The 16937-nt window shown below is 67.3% G+C and carries 15 protein-coding genes and 1 riboswitch; of the genes, 12 read left to right on the top strand and 3 right to left on the bottom strand.

Annotated features, from left to right (window positions below; all coding sequences use genetic code 11):
- The first annotated feature begins 184 nt into the window (after window positions 1–184).
- The 10 genes from ACH4EW_RS30100 to ACH4EW_RS30055 all read left to right on the top strand — a co-directional run bounded on the left by ACH4EW_RS30100 (window position 185) and on the right by ACH4EW_RS30055 (window position 10119).
- A complete protein-coding gene (locus ACH4EW_RS30100; protein WP_398262331.1) occupies window positions 185–793 on the top strand; it encodes a CDP-alcohol phosphatidyltransferase family protein in 609 nt (202 codons plus the stop codon).
- A 114-nt stretch (window positions 794–907) separates the two neighbouring features.
- A complete protein-coding gene (locus ACH4EW_RS30095) occupies window positions 908–3403 on the top strand; it encodes a sugar phosphate nucleotidyltransferase (protein ID WP_398262329.1) in 2496 nt (831 codons plus the stop codon).
- Window positions 3404–3501: 98 nt separating this feature from the next.
- Window positions 3502–4425, top strand: a complete 924-nt coding sequence (locus ACH4EW_RS30090; RefSeq protein ID WP_398262327.1) for a DUF881 domain-containing protein — start codon at window positions 3502–3504, stop codon at window positions 4423–4425.
- Entirely contained in the window at window positions 4422–4754 is a 333-nt protein-coding gene (locus ACH4EW_RS30085) for a small basic family protein (RefSeq protein ID WP_398262325.1), read from the top strand. The genes ACH4EW_RS30090 and ACH4EW_RS30085 overlap by 4 nt, the downstream gene beginning before the upstream one ends.
- A 5-nt stretch (window positions 4755–4759) precedes the next feature.
- Complete coding sequence (locus ACH4EW_RS30080; protein WP_398262323.1) at window positions 4760–5548, top strand: DUF881 domain-containing protein; 789 nt, start codon at window positions 4760–4762, stop codon at window positions 5546–5548.
- Between the two features lie 190 nt (window positions 5549–5738).
- Complete coding sequence (locus tag ACH4EW_RS30075) at window positions 5739–6527, top strand: FHA domain-containing protein (protein ID WP_398262321.1); 789 nt, start codon at window positions 5739–5741, stop codon at window positions 6525–6527.
- A gap of 17 nt (window positions 6528–6544) precedes the next feature.
- Window positions 6545–7288: a MerR family transcriptional regulator gene (locus ACH4EW_RS30070; RefSeq protein ID WP_398262319.1), complete on the top strand. Its 744-nt coding sequence runs from the start codon at window positions 6545–6547 to the stop codon at window positions 7286–7288.
- Between the two features lie 53 nt (window positions 7289–7341).
- Window positions 7342–7815, top strand: coding sequence for a bifunctional nuclease family protein (locus tag ACH4EW_RS30065; RefSeq protein ID WP_153291781.1), 474 nt, complete (start codon window positions 7342–7344; stop codon window positions 7813–7815).
- A gap of 168 nt (window positions 7816–7983) precedes the next feature.
- Entirely contained in the window at window positions 7984–8601 is a 618-nt protein-coding gene (locus ACH4EW_RS30060) for a MerR family transcriptional regulator (RefSeq protein WP_398262317.1), read from the top strand.
- Window positions 8602–8658: 57 nt separating this feature from the next.
- Window positions 8659–10119, top strand: coding sequence for a DNA polymerase IV (locus ACH4EW_RS30055; protein WP_398262315.1), 1461 nt, complete (start codon window positions 8659–8661; stop codon window positions 10117–10119).
- Here ACH4EW_RS30055 and ACH4EW_RS30050 read toward each other — a convergent pair.
- Window positions 10044–10412, bottom strand: a complete 369-nt coding sequence (locus tag ACH4EW_RS30050; RefSeq protein ID WP_398262313.1) for a PRC-barrel domain-containing protein — start codon at window positions 10410–10412, stop codon at window positions 10044–10046. The genes ACH4EW_RS30055 and ACH4EW_RS30050 overlap by 76 nt on opposite strands.
- A 113-nt stretch (window positions 10413–10525) precedes the next feature.
- A riboswitch (glycine riboswitch) is annotated at window positions 10526–10622 on the top strand.
- Between the two features lie 194 nt (window positions 10623–10816).
- On the opposite strand from ACH4EW_RS30050, the gene gcvP reads away from it, so the two are divergent.
- Window positions 10817–13702, top strand: a complete 2886-nt coding sequence (gcvP, locus tag ACH4EW_RS30045; RefSeq protein WP_398262311.1) for an aminomethyl-transferring glycine dehydrogenase — start codon at window positions 10817–10819, stop codon at window positions 13700–13702.
- Between the two features lie 83 nt (window positions 13703–13785).
- Here gcvP and ACH4EW_RS30040 read toward each other — a convergent pair whose 3' ends face one another.
- A complete protein-coding gene (locus ACH4EW_RS30040; protein ID WP_398262309.1) occupies window positions 13786–13992 on the bottom strand; it encodes a DUF5999 family protein in 207 nt (68 codons plus the stop codon).
- 320 nt (window positions 13993–14312) lie between these two features.
- Complete coding sequence (locus ACH4EW_RS30035; protein WP_398262307.1) at window positions 14313–14906, bottom strand: hypothetical protein; 594 nt, start codon at window positions 14904–14906, stop codon at window positions 14313–14315.
- A gap of 483 nt (window positions 14907–15389) precedes the next feature.
- Here ACH4EW_RS30035 and ACH4EW_RS30030 point away from each other — a divergent pair, with 483 nt between their 5' ends.
- Window positions 15390–16895 carry a glutamate-cysteine ligase family protein gene (locus ACH4EW_RS30030; RefSeq protein ID WP_398262305.1) on the top strand — a complete coding sequence of 502 codons (1506 nt, stop codon included), beginning with the start codon at window positions 15390–15392 and terminating at the stop codon, window positions 16893–16895.
- Window positions 16896–16937: the final 42 nt, after the last annotated feature.

The following is a 16937-nucleotide window of genomic DNA, read 5'->3' as shown; positions in this document are numbered from 1 at the left end:
AGGGGGGACCCTGTGGGAGAGTAGGACGCCGCCGAACTCCTTTTCGGGAAAGCCCCGTGCCCTTGTGGCACGGGGCTTTTCTGCGTTCACGAGGTCTTGCGTTACCCCTGTGTATCTGTCGGCGGTGGCTGAGTGTAAGGTCGGGGGGCATCATCGGCACGTTCTTCACACAGGAGGCCCCCGGGTGGAGGTCCAGGAGACTCGGGTTCAGACGGACCGGGTACTCACCATCCCCAACATCCTCAGCATGGCTCGCCTTGTCGGGGTTCCGCTCTTCCTGTGGTTGATTCTTCGCCCTGTGTTCGGCGGCCCCCAAAGCGATGGCTGGGCCCTGCTGGTGCTGATGTTCAGCGGCATCAGCGACTACCTCGACGGTAAGCTCGCCCGCCGGTGGAACCAGATCAGCAGCCTCGGTCGGCTCCTGGACCCTGCCGCAGACCGCCTCTACATCCTCTCGACCCTCGTCGGCCTGACCTGGCGGGAGATCCTGCCGCTCTGGCTCACCGCAGCACTTCTGGCCCGCGAGCTGATGCTCCTCGTGATGGTGGGAATCCTTCGCCGTCACGGCTATCCGCCGCCCCAGGTGAACTTTCTGGGGAAGGCTGCCACGTTCAACTTGATGTACGCGTTCCCCTTGTTGCTGCTCAGCGACGGAAGTGGTTGGCTTGCATCGCTGGCCGCTGTTTTCGGATGGGCGTTCGCAGGTTGGGGTACAACGCTCTATTGGTGGGCAGGGATCCTCTACGTCGTTCAGGTCCGCCGGCTCGTCAAGGCGGATGTAGCAGCCGATTGAGCTCGTTGATGCGGGTGCCGTGCAGTGTGGCCGGCCCGCCGCTGATGACCCGGATGGTGCCCTGACGGGCAAAGTCGGCCAGACCGTCGTCTCTGCAAGGAGGACGTTTCCGACATGAAGGCCGTCGTGATGGCTGGCGGCGAAGGCACTCGCCTTCGCCCCATGACCTCAAGCATGCCCAAGCCGCTTCTGCCCGTCGCTAATCGGCCGATCATGGAGCATGTGCTTCGGTTGCTCAAGCGGCACGGGCTCAACGAGACGGTCGTAACGGTCCAGTTTCTCGCCTCGTTGGTCAAGAACTACTTCGGGGACGGCGAAGAGCTCGGGATGGAGCTCAGCTATGCCAATGAAGAGAAACCGCTCGGCACCGCGGGAAGCGTGAAGAATGCCGAGGAAGCGCTGAAGGACGAAACCTTCCTCGTCATTTCTGGTGACGCGCTCACCGACTTCGATCTCACCGACCTCATCGCCTTCCACAAGGAAAAGGGCGGGCTGGTGACTGTGTGCCTGACCCGCGTGCCGAATCCCCTGGAATTCGGCATCACCATTGTGGACGAGGCGGGACAGGTCGAGCGTTTCCTGGAGAAGCCCACCTGGGGCCAAGTCTTCTCGGATACCGTCAATACGGGCATCTATGTCATGGAGCCCGAGGTGTTCGACTATGTCGAGGCCGATGTCTCGGTGGACTGGTCCGGTGACGTCTTCCCGCAGCTCATGAAGGAAGGCAAGCCCATCTACGGCTATGTCGCCGAGGGGTACTGGGAGGATGTGGGTACCCACGAGAGCTATGTGAAGGCCCAAGCGGACGTTCTTGAGCGCAAGGTCGAGGTCGAGATCGACGGCTTCGAGATCTCGCCCGGCGTATGGGTCGCCGAAGGCGCTGAAGTACATCCCGACGCGGTACTGCGAGGCCCCCTCTACATCGGGGACTACGCGAAAGTCGAAGCGGGAGTGGAGATTCGCGAGCATACGGTCATCGGGTCGAATGTTGTTGTCAAAAGCGGTGCATTCCTGCACAAGGCTGTGGTGCACGACAATGTCTACATCGGCCAGCACAGCAATTTGCGCGGATGCGTGATCGGGAAGAACACCGACGTCATGCGGGCCGCCCGCATCGAGGACGGCGCGGTCATCGGGGACGAGTGCCTGATCGGTGAAGAATCGATCATTCAGGGAAATGTTCGCGTCTACCCGTTCAAGACCATCGAAGCCGGAGCCTTCGTCAACACCTCCGTCATCTGGGAATCCCGCGGACAGGCTCACCTCTTCGGGGCCCGCGGTGTGTCCGGCATTCTCAACGTAGAGATCACGCCGGAGCTGGCGGTCCGGCTCGCCGGAGCCTATGCCACGACCCTCAAGAAGGGCTCGACGGTCACCACCGCCCGTGACCACTCCCGTGGCGCCCGTGCGCTGAAGAGAGCGGTGATCTCGGCGCTTCAGGCCAGCGCCATCGATGTCCGGGACCTGGAAAACGTACCGTTGCCCGTCGCACGCCAGCAGACCGCACGGGGCAGCGCCGGCGGGATCATGATCCGTACGTCCCCCGGTGTGTCCGACTCGGTCGACATCATGTTCTTCGACGAGCGGGGTGCGGATCTCTCCCAGGCGCGGCAACGGAAGCTGGACCGGGTCTACGCCCGTCAGGAATACCGCCGTGCCTTCCCGGGGGAGATCGGGGACCTGCACTTCCCATCCAGCGTCTTCGACTCGTACACCGGATCGCTGCTGCGGAACGTGGACACCACGGGGATTGCGGACGCGGGTCTCAAGGTTGTCGTCGATGCCTCCAACGGCAGTGCCGGGCTCGTCCTGCCCAGTCTGCTGGGCCGGCTCGGCGTGGACGCATTGACCATCAATCCCGGCCTCGACGAATCACGGCCCACCGAATCCGCCGATACCCGGCGCTCAGGACTGGTGCGGTTGGGCGAGATCGTCTCCTCGGCACGGGCCGCGTTCGGCGTGCGGTTCGATCCGGTCGGCGAGCGACTCTCCCTGGTCGACGAACGGGGCAGGATCGTGGAGGACGACCGGGCGCTCCTGGTGATGCTCGACCTTGTGGCGGCCGAGCGGCGCAGCGGGCGGGTGGCGCTGCCGGTGACCACGACGCGGGTCGCCGAGCAGGTCGCGGCGTACCACGGCACGCAGGTCGAATGGACGACGACATCGCCCGACGATCTGACGCGTGTGGGACGCGAGGAAGGCACCATCTTCGGTGGAGACGGCCGTGGTGGCTTCATCGTTCCCGAGTTCAGCAGCGTCTTCGACGGATCGGCTGCTTTCGTGAGACTCCTCGGGCTCGTTGCCAGGACCCAGCTGACTCTGAGCCAGATCGATGCCCGCATTCCCCGTGCCCACGTCCTACGCCGGGATCTGGCCACACCCTGGGCCGTCAAGGGCCTGGTCATGCGGCGGGTTGTGGAGGCCGCCGGCGACCGCAGCGTCGATACGACGGACGGTGTACGGGTCGTCGAGGCCGACGGGCGGTGGGTGATGGTCCTGCCGGACCCGGCCGAAGCGGTCACCCATTTGTGGGCTGAAGGTCCGGATGACAACTCCGCGCAGGCGCTGCTGGACGAATGGGCGGCGGTCGTGGAGACCGCAGGTCACTGAGGGTTCCACCGGTGTGCCTGGAAGCGTCCGGCCGCGCCGGCGGGCACACCGGTGGGGCCATTCGGCGGTAGCAGTGGCGACGTGCGACGATGTGCGGCATGTCGCAGCAACCCCCCGATCGGAGTACGGCCTCGCCTCCCGCACGCCCCGACGCGTCCATGTCGCTGTTGACCAATGTGATGGACCACAGCCTGGACGATGGATATGCCGAAGCGTCGGCGCGTCGCAAGACCGATGGGAGTGCGGGCATGCCTCGCACGCTCAAGTCGAAACTCGGCCTTGCCGCGTGTCTGGTGCTTGCTGCACTTGTGGTCACGCTCGGGGCCGCGCAGGCTCGTGTCTCCGCTCCGGTCCTCGCCAAGGAGCGCGAGGAGTTGATCGACCGCATCGACGCGGAGACGGCGGCCGCCGACACCCTTGAGTCGCAGGTCGACAAACTCAGGGACGACGTGGGAAGGCGCCAGCGCAAGGCGTTGGAGAAGCACGGGGGGGACCAGGGGGAGCTGGTGGCACTGCTCGCCGGGGCCACACCGGTGGAGGGGCCCGGCGTGAAACTTGTCGTCGACGACGCCGAGGACACCGACCAGGGTGGTGACGGGCCGAGGGGGACCAGCGGATTCGCCGACACCGGACGGGTCCGCGACCGGGACCTGCAACGGGTCGTCAACGGCCTCTGGCAGTCCGGTGCGGAGGCGATCGCGATCAACGGGCAGCGTCTGACGGCACTGTCGGCGATCCGCGCGGCCGGCGACGCCATACTGGTCGACAACAGACCGCTCGTGCCGCCGTACACGGTGCTGGCGGTGGGGAATGGGAAGCAGTTCAGCACCGCATTCCATGAGAGTGCTGACGGCCAGTATCTGCAGGCGCTCAAGGACACATTCGACATCCGGACGAGCATGTCCGTCCAGGAGAAGGTCAACCTCCCGGTCGCGCCGAGCCTGATCGTACGAACAGCAGAGCCTTATAAGGCCGCAGACACCGGCAGTGGTGCGGCAGACGCAGGGAAGGGCACATCGTGATCGCCGTACTGGGCCTCGTCGTGGGAGTGGTGGTCGGACTGTTGGTCCGACCCGAGGTGCCGGCGGTGGTCGAGCCCTATCTTCCGATCGCCGTCGTGGCTGCTCTCGACGCAGTCTTCGGAGGGCTGCGGGCCATGCTCGACGGCATCTTCGTCGACAAGGTCTTCGTTGTGTCGTTCCTGTCGAACGTCGTGGTGGCCGCACTGATCGTGTTCCTGGGCGACAAGCTGGGCGTCGGAGCGCAGCTCTCCACCGGTGTGGTGGTCGTGCTCGGGATCCGGATCTTCTCCAACGCCGCGGCCATCCGCCGGCACGTCTTCCAGGCCTGAGGTCGATGAACAACGAAGAACTTCCCAGCGACAAGGGGCACACCGGCGAGCAGCCGGCCGATGCCGCCAAAGAGCTCACCGGGCGTCAGCGGCTGGTCGCCGGACTCTGGCCGCCGCGGGTGACGCGGGCCCAACTCGTCGTCGCGCTTCTGCTGTTCGTCCTCGGTCTCGGGCTGGCCATTCAGGTGCGCTCCAACAGCGACAACAGCGCACTGCGGGGTGCCCGCCAGGAGGACCTGGTCCGCATTCTCGATGAGCTGGACGACCGTACTCAGCGCCTGGAGGACGAGAAGCAGCGCCTCGACGCTCAGCGTACGGAGTTGGAGAACAGCTCCGACCAGGCTGAGGAGGCGCGTAAGCAGACAGTGGAAAAGGAGCGGCAACTCGGTATTCTCGCGGGCACCGTGGCGGCACACGGGCCCGGGATCACGCTCACCGTCAATGACCCGGGAGACGGGATCAAGGCGGACATGCTGCTCGACGCGCTGCAGGAGTTGCGTGCGGCGGGTGCCGAAGCGATCGAGGTAAACGGAGTGAGAGTGGTGGCCAATACGTTCTTCTCCGGTGACGGGGGCAACGTCAAGGTGGACGGCCGTAAGATCACCGCGCCGTACGTTTTCAAGGTGATAGGCAAGCCCCAGGATCTGGAGACGGCGCTGAACATCCCTGGTGGTGTGGTGCAGACACTGGAGAAGGAGCAGGCCGCCGTGCATGTGGAGCAGGCCGACGACATCGTCGTGGACGTCTTGCGACCGGCGAAGCGGCCTGACTACGCTCGGTCGTCCTCCTCGTGAGGCCGCGGCACGGAGGGGCCGAAGGAGACGGGCAGGAGGTTGCGGGGGGTCGCCGCATCGTAATGGTGGTGCGTGGTGGAAACTGTCGAGTGGATACGGACGTTGTAAAGATGTCCGGGTCGGCAGGTGTGTTCGTTCAGGGTTCGTCCTGCCCCACGGGCGGGTCTATTTCGGTCAAGGGGAATCGCCCGTGAAGTTGTTTGGGAAGTTGTTCGGCAAGAGCGCTCGCGATGAAGCTGCCCGCCATCGCGCATCGCGTAATGGCCAGGCGGAGGAGCAGGGCTCGCAGCGCCCGCTCTTCCGCGATCAGATGTCCGGTTCGGGCAGTGATAATTCGGGCGCTTCCGGCGCGTCGTCTGTTGACCCCGCCGGTGCCGGCCGCATAGGTTCCGGAGAACCGTCAACCTCAAGTAAGGGTGGAGGGTTCACCCCCAGGCAGGAGGGTTCGTCCATGCCGGTCTGCACGAGGTGCGGGCATCGCAACGCCGAGGACAGTCGTTTCTGCTCCAACTGTGGTGCGCCGCTGAGGGGTGGAATTCCCGAGCGTGCCTCGGAGACGACCTCGACCATCTCCATCTCCGGACTTGAGGCGTACGACGCGGAGGCCACCGGGCAAACGCCCCTACCGTCCCTCTCGCCCGAGGCACAGGCCGCTGTCGACGCTCTTCCGCTCGGCTCGGCGCTCCTGGTGGTGCGACGTGGTCCGAACTCAGGCAGCCGCTTCCTGTTGGACGGTGAGCTGACCACGGCCGGCCGCCACCCGCAGAGCGACATCTTCCTCGACGACGTGACGGTGTCGAGGCGGCATGTGGAGTTTCGCAGGAGCCCCGACGGCAGCTTTACGGTCGGGGACGTGGGCAGCCTGAACGGTACCTACGTCAACCGCGAGCGTATCGACTCCGTCGCCCTGTCCAACGGCGACGAAGTGCAGATCGGCAAGTACCGGCTGGTCTTCTACGCGAGCCAGCGGGGCATCTGACCCGTCAGGGAAGGTCCATGCTGAGAACATCGACGGGCGGTGCCGGTCACGGCACCGCCTCCGCCGACGACCGCCCGATGAGCATCGGCACGGTGCTCCTGCAACTGCGGGACGAGTTTCCCGAGGTCACGATCTCCAAGATTCGCTTCCTGGAGGCCGAAGGTCTCGTCGAGCCGCAGCGGACCCCCTCCGGCTATCGCAAGTTCCGTGGGGCCGACGTGGAGCGGCTCGCTCAGGTGCTGCGTATGCAGCGGGACCACTACCTTCCTCTGAAGGTCATCCGGGAGCATCTGGATGCCCTCGCCCGCGGTGAACAGTCCACCCTGCCGTCCGAGGGCGGCCCGCGGGACCTGACCGACGGCGGCTGGGACGCCCACCCCGGACGGGCGACCGCGGCCCGTATCGGCCGCGCCGAGCTGCTTGCGGCCGCCGAGGTTGCCGAGAGTGACCTGGATGAGTGGGAGTCGTACGGCCTGGTCGCTCCGGCCGTCGAGGGCGGTTATGACGCGGAAATGGTCACGGTGGCCAAGCTTGTGGCGGATCTGGGGCGATTCGGTCTGGAGCCGCGTCACCTGCGTGCCATTCGGGCAGCTGCGGACCGTGAGGCGGGACTCATCGAGCAGGTGATCGCGCCTCTGCGTCGGCACCGGAATCCGCAGACCAGGGCACATGCGGAGGCCACCGCGAGGGAGCTCGCAGAGTTGTCTGTACGGCTTCATTCGTCATTTGTGCAGACCGCTCTGCGGGTCCGGCTCCACTGATCACGTCGGTGCCCGACTACCCAAACCTGCCGCGCACGTCCTAGGGTTGCTGTGTGAACGAGCTCGACGTTGTGGGTGTCCGGGTGGAAATGCCCTCCAACCAACCGATCGTGCTCCTGCGTGAAGTGGGAGGCGACCGGTACCTCCCCATCTGGATCGGTCCTGGTGAGGCGACCGCGATCGCTTTCGCCCAGCAGGGCATGGCTCCGGCCAGGCCGCTGACCCATGATCTCTTCAAGGATGTGCTCGAGGCCGTCGGCCAGGAGCTCACCGAGGTCCGTATCACGGACCTGCGTGAAGGGGTCTTCTACGCGGAGCTGGTCTTCGCCAGCGGGATCGAGGTGAGCGCCCGGCCGTCCGACGCCATAGCGCTCGCACTGCGCACCGGAACGCCGATTTACGGCAGTGACGGGGTGCTCGACGATGCCGGTATCGCCATCCCGGACGAGCAGGAGGACGAGGTGGAGAAGTTCCGCGAGTTCCTCGACCAGATCTCACCGGAGGACTTCGGTACCAACAGTCAGTAACCGTTCTACGGGGTCGCATTCAGCGCATCCGACAAGCCTTTCCCGCTCGAGAGACACGGGAAACCACCCTCAGGGTGATTATCACTCGGCGTGCCGAGTGTGGCGATCGTTGACGCACCCCGAGTGACTGCCTACCTTCGAGATGGCAGGTCAAGGACGGAGGTCGGCGTGAGAAGCAGCGGCGACGGTACGGCAGTGGGTGGGCCGTATCCGCACCAGGGGAGTACAGCCGGCCGCACCATCAGGCAACCGGTTGAACCGGCAGCGGTGGCGGGGGGCGGCGTGGCATCGGCCAGCGACATCGGCTATCGCGGGCCGACAGCTTGCGCGGCTGCGGGGATCACCTATCGGCAGCTCGACTACTGGGCGCGTACGGGGCTGGTCGAGCCGAGCGTGCGTCCGGCATACGGCTCGGGCACACAGCGGCTCTACAGCTTCCGGGACGTCGTCCTGCTGAAGATCGTGAAGCGCTTCCTGGACACGGGCGTCGCTTTGCAGAACATCCGCACCACGGTCCAGCATCTACGGGCCCGAGGTTTCCAGGATCTTGAGCGGATGACGCTGATGAGCGACGGGGCGACGGTCTACGAGTGCTCCTCGCCCGACGAAGTCGTCGATCTGCTCCAGGGCGGCCAGGGGGTCTTCGGTATCGCCGTGGGTGTGGTGTGGCAGGACGTCGACGCGGCGCTGTCACAGCTGCACGGTGAGCGGGTGGACACCGGCGAGACGCTGGTCGGGAACAACCCCACCGATGAGCTCGCGCGTCGGCGCAACCGCGCCGGCTGACCCGGCCCGGGATTCGGGCGCGGCAATTGTCAGTGCCGTAGGGCAGCATCGATTGATGTGAGAGCCGCGCCCACCATCCTGCATCTGGACATGGATGCCTTCTACGCCGCTGCCGAGCAGGCGGCGAAGCCCAGCCTGCGCGGCAAACCGGTCGTGGTGGGCGGGCTGGGGCCGCGTGGAGTCGTCGCCACCGCGTCGTACGAGGCACGGCGCTTCGGGGTGCACTCGGCGATGCCCACGGCGCAGGCGCGGCGGCTGGCCCCCAACGCGGCCTATCTGGTGCCCCGTTTCCTGCTGTACCGGACGGTCAGCGACCAGGTGATGGAACTGCTGGGGCGGCTCTCCCCGCTGGTGGAGCCGCTCAGCCTGGACGAAGCATTTGTCGACCTGGAAGCCGGTGGGACGGCCGATGACAGCGCCTCCGCGCTGGAGATCGGTGAGCAGTTGCGTACGGCCATCAAGGCGGTCACCGGACTCACCGGCTCGGTCGGGCTCGCCGGCTCCAAGATGCTGGCCAAGATCGCTTCGGAGGAGGCGAAACCGAACGGGCTGCTGCTCATAGAGCCCGGAACGGAACGTGAGCTGCTCGCGCCCATGTCGGTACGGATCCTTCCCGGCGTCGGACCCGCGACGGCGGACCATCTGCGCCGCGCCGGGATGACGACGGTCAATGACCTGGTCGAGGCGGGTGAGGCGGAGCTCGTACGGCTGCTGGGCAAGGCGCACGGCGGCTCGCTCCACCGCATGGCGTTCGGATACGACGACCGGCCCGTGGTTGCGGAGCGCGACGCGAAATCGGTGTCGGTCGAGGACACCTTCGACACCGACCTGCACGACCGGGTGCGGGTCAGGACGGAGGTGGAACGGCTGGCCGACCGATGTGTCGAGCGGTTGCGGGGCGCGGGGCGGTCCGGGCGGACGGTGGTGCTGAAGGTACGGCGGTACGACTTCTCCACGCTCACGAGGTCCGAGACGCTGCGTGGGCCCACGGACGACCCCACAGTGGTCCGGGAGGCCGCCGCACGGCTCCTGGAGGCCGTGGACACCACCGGAGGCGTACGGCTCCTGGGCGTGGGCGTCACGGGCCTGGCCGACTACACGCAGGAGGACCTCTTCGCCCAGGCCGCCGGGGAACAGGCCGCGACCGGGCAAACGGTCGAGGAGGAGACAGCGGCGGGGGACGACGGGGACCAGCTGGCGGACAGCGCACAGGAGGAGACCCCGGAGACCGCTGAACAACTCGCCGCACGGCGCTGGCCCGCCGGCCACGACGTGCGGCATGACACATACGGCCAGGGCTGGGTACAGGGCAGCGGAGTCGGCCGGGTCACCGTGCGGTTCGAGGAGCCAGGGTCGGCGCCCGGCCGGGTGCGTACGTTCCGGATCGACGATCCCGAGCTGCAGCCGGCCGATCCGCTGCCGCTGGTGCGGAACCCGGTGGACTACTCGTCCTGGCCGGCCAGTCTGCCGAAGTCCCTGTCTGGTCCGGTCTCCTCGGGCGGGGAGTCCAGACCGTAGTGACGGTAGAGCTGGAGTTCCTGTTCCGGCGAGAGATGGCGGCCGACGCCGAAGTCGGGCGCGTCCCTGATCAGTGCACGGTCGAAGGGGACGCGGAGCGAATCCTCCACGAATTCGCTGGGTTCCAGCGGGACGAACGCGTCCCGGCTGAACAGTCCGGTGCGAACGGCCGCCCACTCGGGCGCACCGGTCGCGTCGTCGAGGTACACCTCGTCCACGGTTCCGATCTTGGTGCCCTTGCGGTCGAACGCCTTGCGGCCGATCAGGCGGCGCGGGTCGATGTCGGTCTGCACGGTCCCTCCCACTGGTCGCGGCTACTCCACTAGCACTACAGAAGTGCAGATCCGGGGGGTTGGCCACTCGAGAATTGCGCCGTGAACCCCGCTGGTACGCTGGTTACGGCTGCTGACCCCGTGCGGGAGAGTCCTCCGGAGCGAATCCGAAGGCGCCGAAGGAGCAAATCCTCCCCGGAATCTCTCAGGCCCCCGTACCGCACGGACGAGGTCACTCTGGAAAGCAGGGCGGGTTCCGTGCGGCCGAGCGCCGGTACGGTTCCCTTCCTCACCGACGGTGAAAGCCGGTACGCCTCAGGGTGCGCCGGTGAAGCTCTCAGGTTGAGATGACAGAGGGGGAGGCCGTTCGGGCACCCGCGCCGTGGTGCCCCTCGCAGGTCGTGACAGACCAGGAGGCCTCCACCATGACCCCCCGTCGCACTCCGCTTTCCGAGCTGGAGCAGGGCATCCCCTTCGAACAGCGCCACATCGGACCCGATGCCGAGGCACAGGCGAAGATGCTCGCTCAGGTCGGCTACGGCTCGCTCGACGACCTGACTGCGGCCGCGGTGCCCGACGTCATCAAGAGCGCGGAGGCACTCCAGCTGCCGGCCGCCCGTACCGAGGCCGAGGTTCTCGCCGAACTGCGCGCCCTCGCCGACCGCAACCAGGTGCTGGCCCCGATGATCGGGCTCGGCTACTACGGCACCTTCACCCCGCCGGTGATCCTCCGCAACGTCATGGAGAACCCCGCCTGGTACACGGCCTACACGCCGTACCAGCCGGAGATCTCGCAGGGCCGCCTGGAGGCGCTCCTCAACTTCCAGACGATGGTCGCCGAGCTGACCGGGCTGCCCACCTCCGGTGCTTCGCTGCTCGACGAGGGCACCGCGGCCGCCGAGGCCATGGCGCTCTCGCGGCGCGTCGGCAAGGTCAAGAACGGTGTCTTCCTGGTCGCCGCCGACGCTCTGCCGCAGACGATCGCCGTCATCGAGACCCGTGCCGAGCCGACCGGTGTCGAGGTCGTCGTCGCCGACCTCTCCGACGGCATCCCGGCAGAGATCGCCGAGCGCGGTGTCTTCGGTGTCCTGCTGCAGTACCCGGGCGCCTCCGGGGCGGTACGGAACATCGGGCCCGTCATCGAGCAGGCCCACGAGCTCGGTGCGATCGTCACGGTCGCCGCCGATCTGCTGGCCCTGACCCTGCTCACCTCACCGGGCGACCTGGGTGCGGACATCGCCATCGGCACCACGCAGCGTTTCGGCGTGCCGATGGGCTTCGGCGGACCGCACGCCGGCTTCATGGCCGTACGCGAGAAGTTCGCCCGCAGCCTGCCGGGACGCCTCGTCGGCGTCTCCGTCGACGCGGACGGCAACAAGGCATACCGGTTGGCCCTGCAGACCCGCGAGCAGCACATCCGCCGCGAGAAGGCCACCAGCAACATCTGTACCGCTCAGGTGCTGCTCGCCGTCATGGCCGGGATGTATGCCGTCTACCACGGCCCGGACGGGTTGCGGACGATCGCTCGGCGCACCCACCGCTACGCGACCATCCTGGCCGAGGGCCTGCGCGCCTCCGGTATCGACGTCGTGACCGGCGCCTACTTCGACACCCTCACCGTGCGCGTCCCGGGGAAGGCCGCCGATGTCGTGGCCGCCGCCCGCGAGCGCGGTGTCAACCTGCGTCTCGTCGACGCCGATCTGGTGTCCCTCGCCTGCGACGAGACCACCACGCGTACGCAGATCGCCGCCGTCTGGGCCGCTTTCGGCGCCGACGGGGACATCGAGGCGCTGGACGCCGCGGCTGCCGACGCGCTGCCCGAGGGCCTGCTGCGGACCGACGAGATCCTCACCCACCCGGTCTTCCACCAGCACCGTTCCGAGACCGCGATGCTGCGCTACCTGCGCAAGCTCGCCGACCGGGACTATGCCCTGGACCGCGGCATGATCCCGCTCGGCTCCTGCACGATGAAGCTGAACGCGACCACCGAGATGGAGTCGATCACCTGGCCCGAGTTCGGCGCACTGCACCCCTTCGCGCCGGCCGAGCAGGCGCAGGGCTTCCTCACCCTCATCCGTGAGCTGGAGGAGCGCCTCGCCGAGGTCACCGGGTACGACGCGGTCTCGATCCAGCCGAACGCCGGATCGCAGGGCGAGTTCGCGGGCCTCCTGGCCGTGCGTGCGTACCACCGGGCCAACGGCGACGACCAGCGGACCATCTGCCTCATCCCGTCCTCCGCGCACGGCACGAACGCCGCCAGCGCCGTGATGGCCGGCATGAAGGTCGTCGTGGTCAAGACGGCCGACGATGGCGAGGTCGACATCGAGGACCTCCGCGCCAAGATCGAGAAGCACCGCGACGAGCTTGCCGTGCTCATGATCACCTACCCGTCGACGCACGGTGTGTTCGAGGAGCACGTCGCCGACATCTGTGCCGAGGTGCACGACGCCGGCGGTCAGGTGTACGTCGACGGTGCCAACCTCAACGCGCTGGTCGGCCTCGCCAAGCCGGGCCGGTTCGGCGGCGACGTCTCGCACCTCAACCTGCACAAGACCTTCTGCATCCCGCACGGCGGCGGCGGCCCCGGCGTCGGCCCGGTCGGTGTGCGTGCGCACCTCGCCCCGTACCTGCCGAACCACCCGCTGCAGCCCGCGGCGGGCCCGGAGACCGGTGTCGGACCGATCTCGGCCGCACCGTGGGGCTCGGCCGGCATTCTCCCCATCTCCTGGGCGTACGTACGTCTGATGGGCGGGGAGGGCCTGAAGCGTGCGACGCAGGTCGCCGTGCTCGCCGCCAACTACATCGCCAAGCGTCTCGAACCGCACTACCCGATCCTGTACAACGGCCCGGCCGGGCTCGTCGCGCACGAGTGCATCGTGGACTTGCGGCCGATCTCCAAGGCCACCGGCGTCAGCGTCGACGACATCGCCAAGCGTCTGATCGACTACGGCTTCCACTCGCCGACCATGTCGTTCCCGGTCGCCGGGACGCTGATGATCGAGCCGACCGAGAGCGAGAACCTCGCGGAGCTCGACCGCTTCTGCGACACGATGATCGCGATTCACGGCGAGGTCGAGAAGGTGGCCTCCGGCGAGTGGAGCGCGGACGACAACCCGCTGACCAATGCTCCGCACACCGCGGCGATGCTGGGTGGGGAGTGGGACCACGGATACAGTCGTGAGGTGGCGGTCTTCCCGGCCGGAGTCTCGGCCGCCGACAAGTACTGGCCGCCGGTGCGCCGAATCGATGGTGCCTTCGGTGACCGCAACCTCGTCTGTTCCTGCCCGCCGCTGGACGAGTACGACAACTGAGACATGAGTGGTAGGGCGTGACGCGGACATGCGTCGGGGCCGGTGCGGAGAGTCCTCCGGGCCGGCCCCAGTTCGTACCGGGGTCAGGCGGCCTTCATCACCCGGCCGGTCCCCAGGGGCCGGTGCGGGGCGATGATCTGCCCGTCCGGGAGCAGCTCACCGGTGTCCTCGAAGAACAGGACGCCGTTGCACAGCAGGCTCCAGCCCTGTTCCGGGTGGTGTGCCGTCAGGCGGGCGGCTTCCCGGTCGGCTGAGTCGGCGGTCGGGCATGGTGGCTGGTGCTGGCACATGGATGGGTTCTTTCGCTGCGTTGTGGTGAATGTCCTGCGGCTTGATGAGGTGTTCATGGCCGCTCCCCGTATCGATCGGTCCGGTCCCAGTGTTGCGCCACGAGCGTCAATCCGCAGGGATTTCGCAGCAGCACTTCTCCTTACTCCGAGGACGCGTCACCCGGCCGGACGGTTCACCGCAACCGCACTGTCCCTTCGGGTGGTTCGGGGCGGCCGGACCGGGCTAGTCCGGATGGGCGGGATGCGCGCCCCGCAGCACTGTGCCCCGCCACTGGAGAAGGTGGCGGGGCACAGTGCGGTGATGTGGGGTGCGGCCGTGGTCAGGCCGGTGATCCGAGCAACGGACCGGTGCCCGGGGTGATACGCAGCGTCATCACGCGGAGTAGATCGGCGACCCGATGCGGGCGATGCGCCGCGATGCCCGGAGGTGCGGGTGCCAGCGGTACCAGGAGATCGGCGGGGGCGAGCGTCCCGCCGGAGGCGTCGGCCTCGGTGTCGGTGTGCAGCCACAGCGCCAGCATGTAGAGCTCCGGAATGGACAGCAGCCGTGGCTGGTAGTGCGGTGTAACCGTCTCGGCCTGGCGCAGGGCGAGTTCGGTCGAGGCGATATACGGACCCTCGAAGAAGTGCGAGAAGGTCCAGCCCTCCGGGGTGAGGATGGTGTCCGCCGCGGCGATGGCCTGCTCCGAGCTGCGTATCAGGAACCGCCACGCGGCAAGCCGGGTGGCGGGTGCGAGCCCGTTCGGGCCGATCCGGTCCAGTACGTGGACGGGGAGTGGGAGTTCGGGGCTCAGGGGCCCCTGGGCGGCTCGGAGAGCGGGTGTGCGGGCCTCGCGGACTGCGGTGGGTGAACCGAGTGCCGCGAGAACGCTGCACAGAGCGGGCGCGGGAGCCGGGGGAACATGCAGCGGCATAGTGGGTCGCCTCTCACTTCGGAGACACGGTGATGCGTGGGCGGGTGCAGACGGCGCTGTCGGCGTGCGGGGCCAGAGGAGGCCGGTGACTGGGCCGGTGCGTCAACTCTCTGCCTCGTCCGCGAAGTTTATACGACACGTGTTCGCGCAGTGATTCCACTAGCCGCCGCAGGTATTGCCGACAAGGCGGTATCAGGACTTAATTATGCGGAGATTATGCTGATTCTTCGTCAGTGGCGCAGCCGCCGCCAGGGACTTTCTCCTGGGCGCGGTCGGCCGAAACGAGTCGGCGTTTTCTCTACGTGCGGGGTGGCGGAAACCGTGCACTGCATCATGCCAAGGGAATGTGCCCGGTCGGCCGCCCTCAGATTAGTGGGTGCGCTGCGTTCGTGGGGGCGTTATGGATCACCGGGCCTGGGCATTATCGATCGTGACGCGAGCGGCCTGGGCCGCGGGCCGCCCACTCGAGGGAGGGACGCTTCGATGGGGGAGAAGGTCGTGGCGGGCGCCTTTGATCTGTCCGATCGGCAGAGGTACCGGAGGAAGCTCCACCAGTGCGTGGAGGGGCTGGAGAGGCTCCTGGCGGAGCGGAGGTTCGACCGCCCCCGCAACCTCATGGGCATGGAGATCGAGCTGAATCTGGCAGGCTCCGACGGCATGCCGAAGATGGTGAATGGGGAGGTGCTCCCCCGCATCGCGAGCCGTGATTTCCAGACCGAACTCGGGATGTTCAATTTGGAGATGAACATAGTCCCGCACCACCTGGACGGACGCGTTTTCGACCAGCTGGCCGAAGAGCTCAGGACCGGCCTCGGATATGCCCATAGGAAGGCGGGCGAGGTCGGTGCCGGGATCATGATGATCGGAATTCTGCCCACCCTGGGCCGTCAGGACCTCGTTGTGGCGAACCTCTCGGCCGCGGAACGCTACACACTGCTGAACGATCAAATGGTGGCTGCGCGGGGCGAGGAATTCTCCCTCGATATCCAAGGCGTGGAGCGCTTGGTCTCCACCTCCTCCTCGATCACCCCCGAGGCTGCCTGCACATCGGTTCAGCTGCACCTGCAGGTCACACCGGCGCGCTTCGCGGCCGTATGGAACGCGGCTCAGGCCGTCGCCGGGGTCCAGATCGCCCTCGGCGCCAACTCTCCCTTCTTGTTCGGCAGGGAGCTGTGGCGGGAATCGCGGCCGCCGCTCTTCCAGCAGGCCACGGACACCAGACCGCCCGAACTTCACAACCAAGGGGTGCGGCCCAGGACCTGGTTCGGCGAGCGGTGGGTCGATTCGGCGTACGAGCTCTTCGAGGAGAATCTGCGCTACTTCCCCCCGCTGCTGCCGATCCGTGACGAGGAGGACCCGCTGCGGGTGCTCGACGAGGGCGGGGTGCCGCGGCTGCAGGAACTCGTGCTGCACAACGGTACGGTCTACCGCTGGAACCGGCCCGTGTACGGGCTGGCCGACGGCGTACCTCACCTGCGGGTGGAGAACCGGGTCCTGCCCGCCGGCCCCACCGTCACCGATGTGATCGCCAATGCCGCCTTCTACTACGGGATCGTTCGGGCGCTGGCCGAGGAATCCCGTCCCGTGTGGACCAGGCTCCCGTTCGCAGCAGCGGCCGAGAACTTCGACACCGCCTGCCGCCACGGCATCGACGCGGAGCTGATCTGGCCCAGTCCCGGCCGTTCGGGCGGGCTGACCCGGGTGCCGGCGGTCAAGCTGGTACGGGACGAACTTCTACCGCTGGCCGCTGCGGGGCTCGACGCCTGGAACATCGAGGCTGCGGACCGCGACCGTTACCTCGGGGTCATCGAGGAGCGCTGCAAGCGGCGGGTGAACGGAGCGTCCTGGCAGGTGGACGCCTACCACCGGGCACGGGAGGCCGGACTCGAACGGCATGCGGCACTGGCCGCGACCACCCGCCGGTACGCCGAACTGATGCACAGCGGCGAACCCGTGCACAGCTGGCCGGCGGGTGTCCCCGCGCCGTGACCCGTTGTGGCGTGGCGCCAACAAGCGCTGCCGTTCCCGACT

Origin of the sequence: Streptomyces sp. NPDC018000 (assembly GCF_044328025.1) — a bacterium.
Classification (GTDB): Bacteria; Actinomycetota; Actinomycetes; order Streptomycetales; family Streptomycetaceae; genus Streptomyces.
This window is presented reverse-complemented; position numbering and strand designations above follow the sequence as displayed.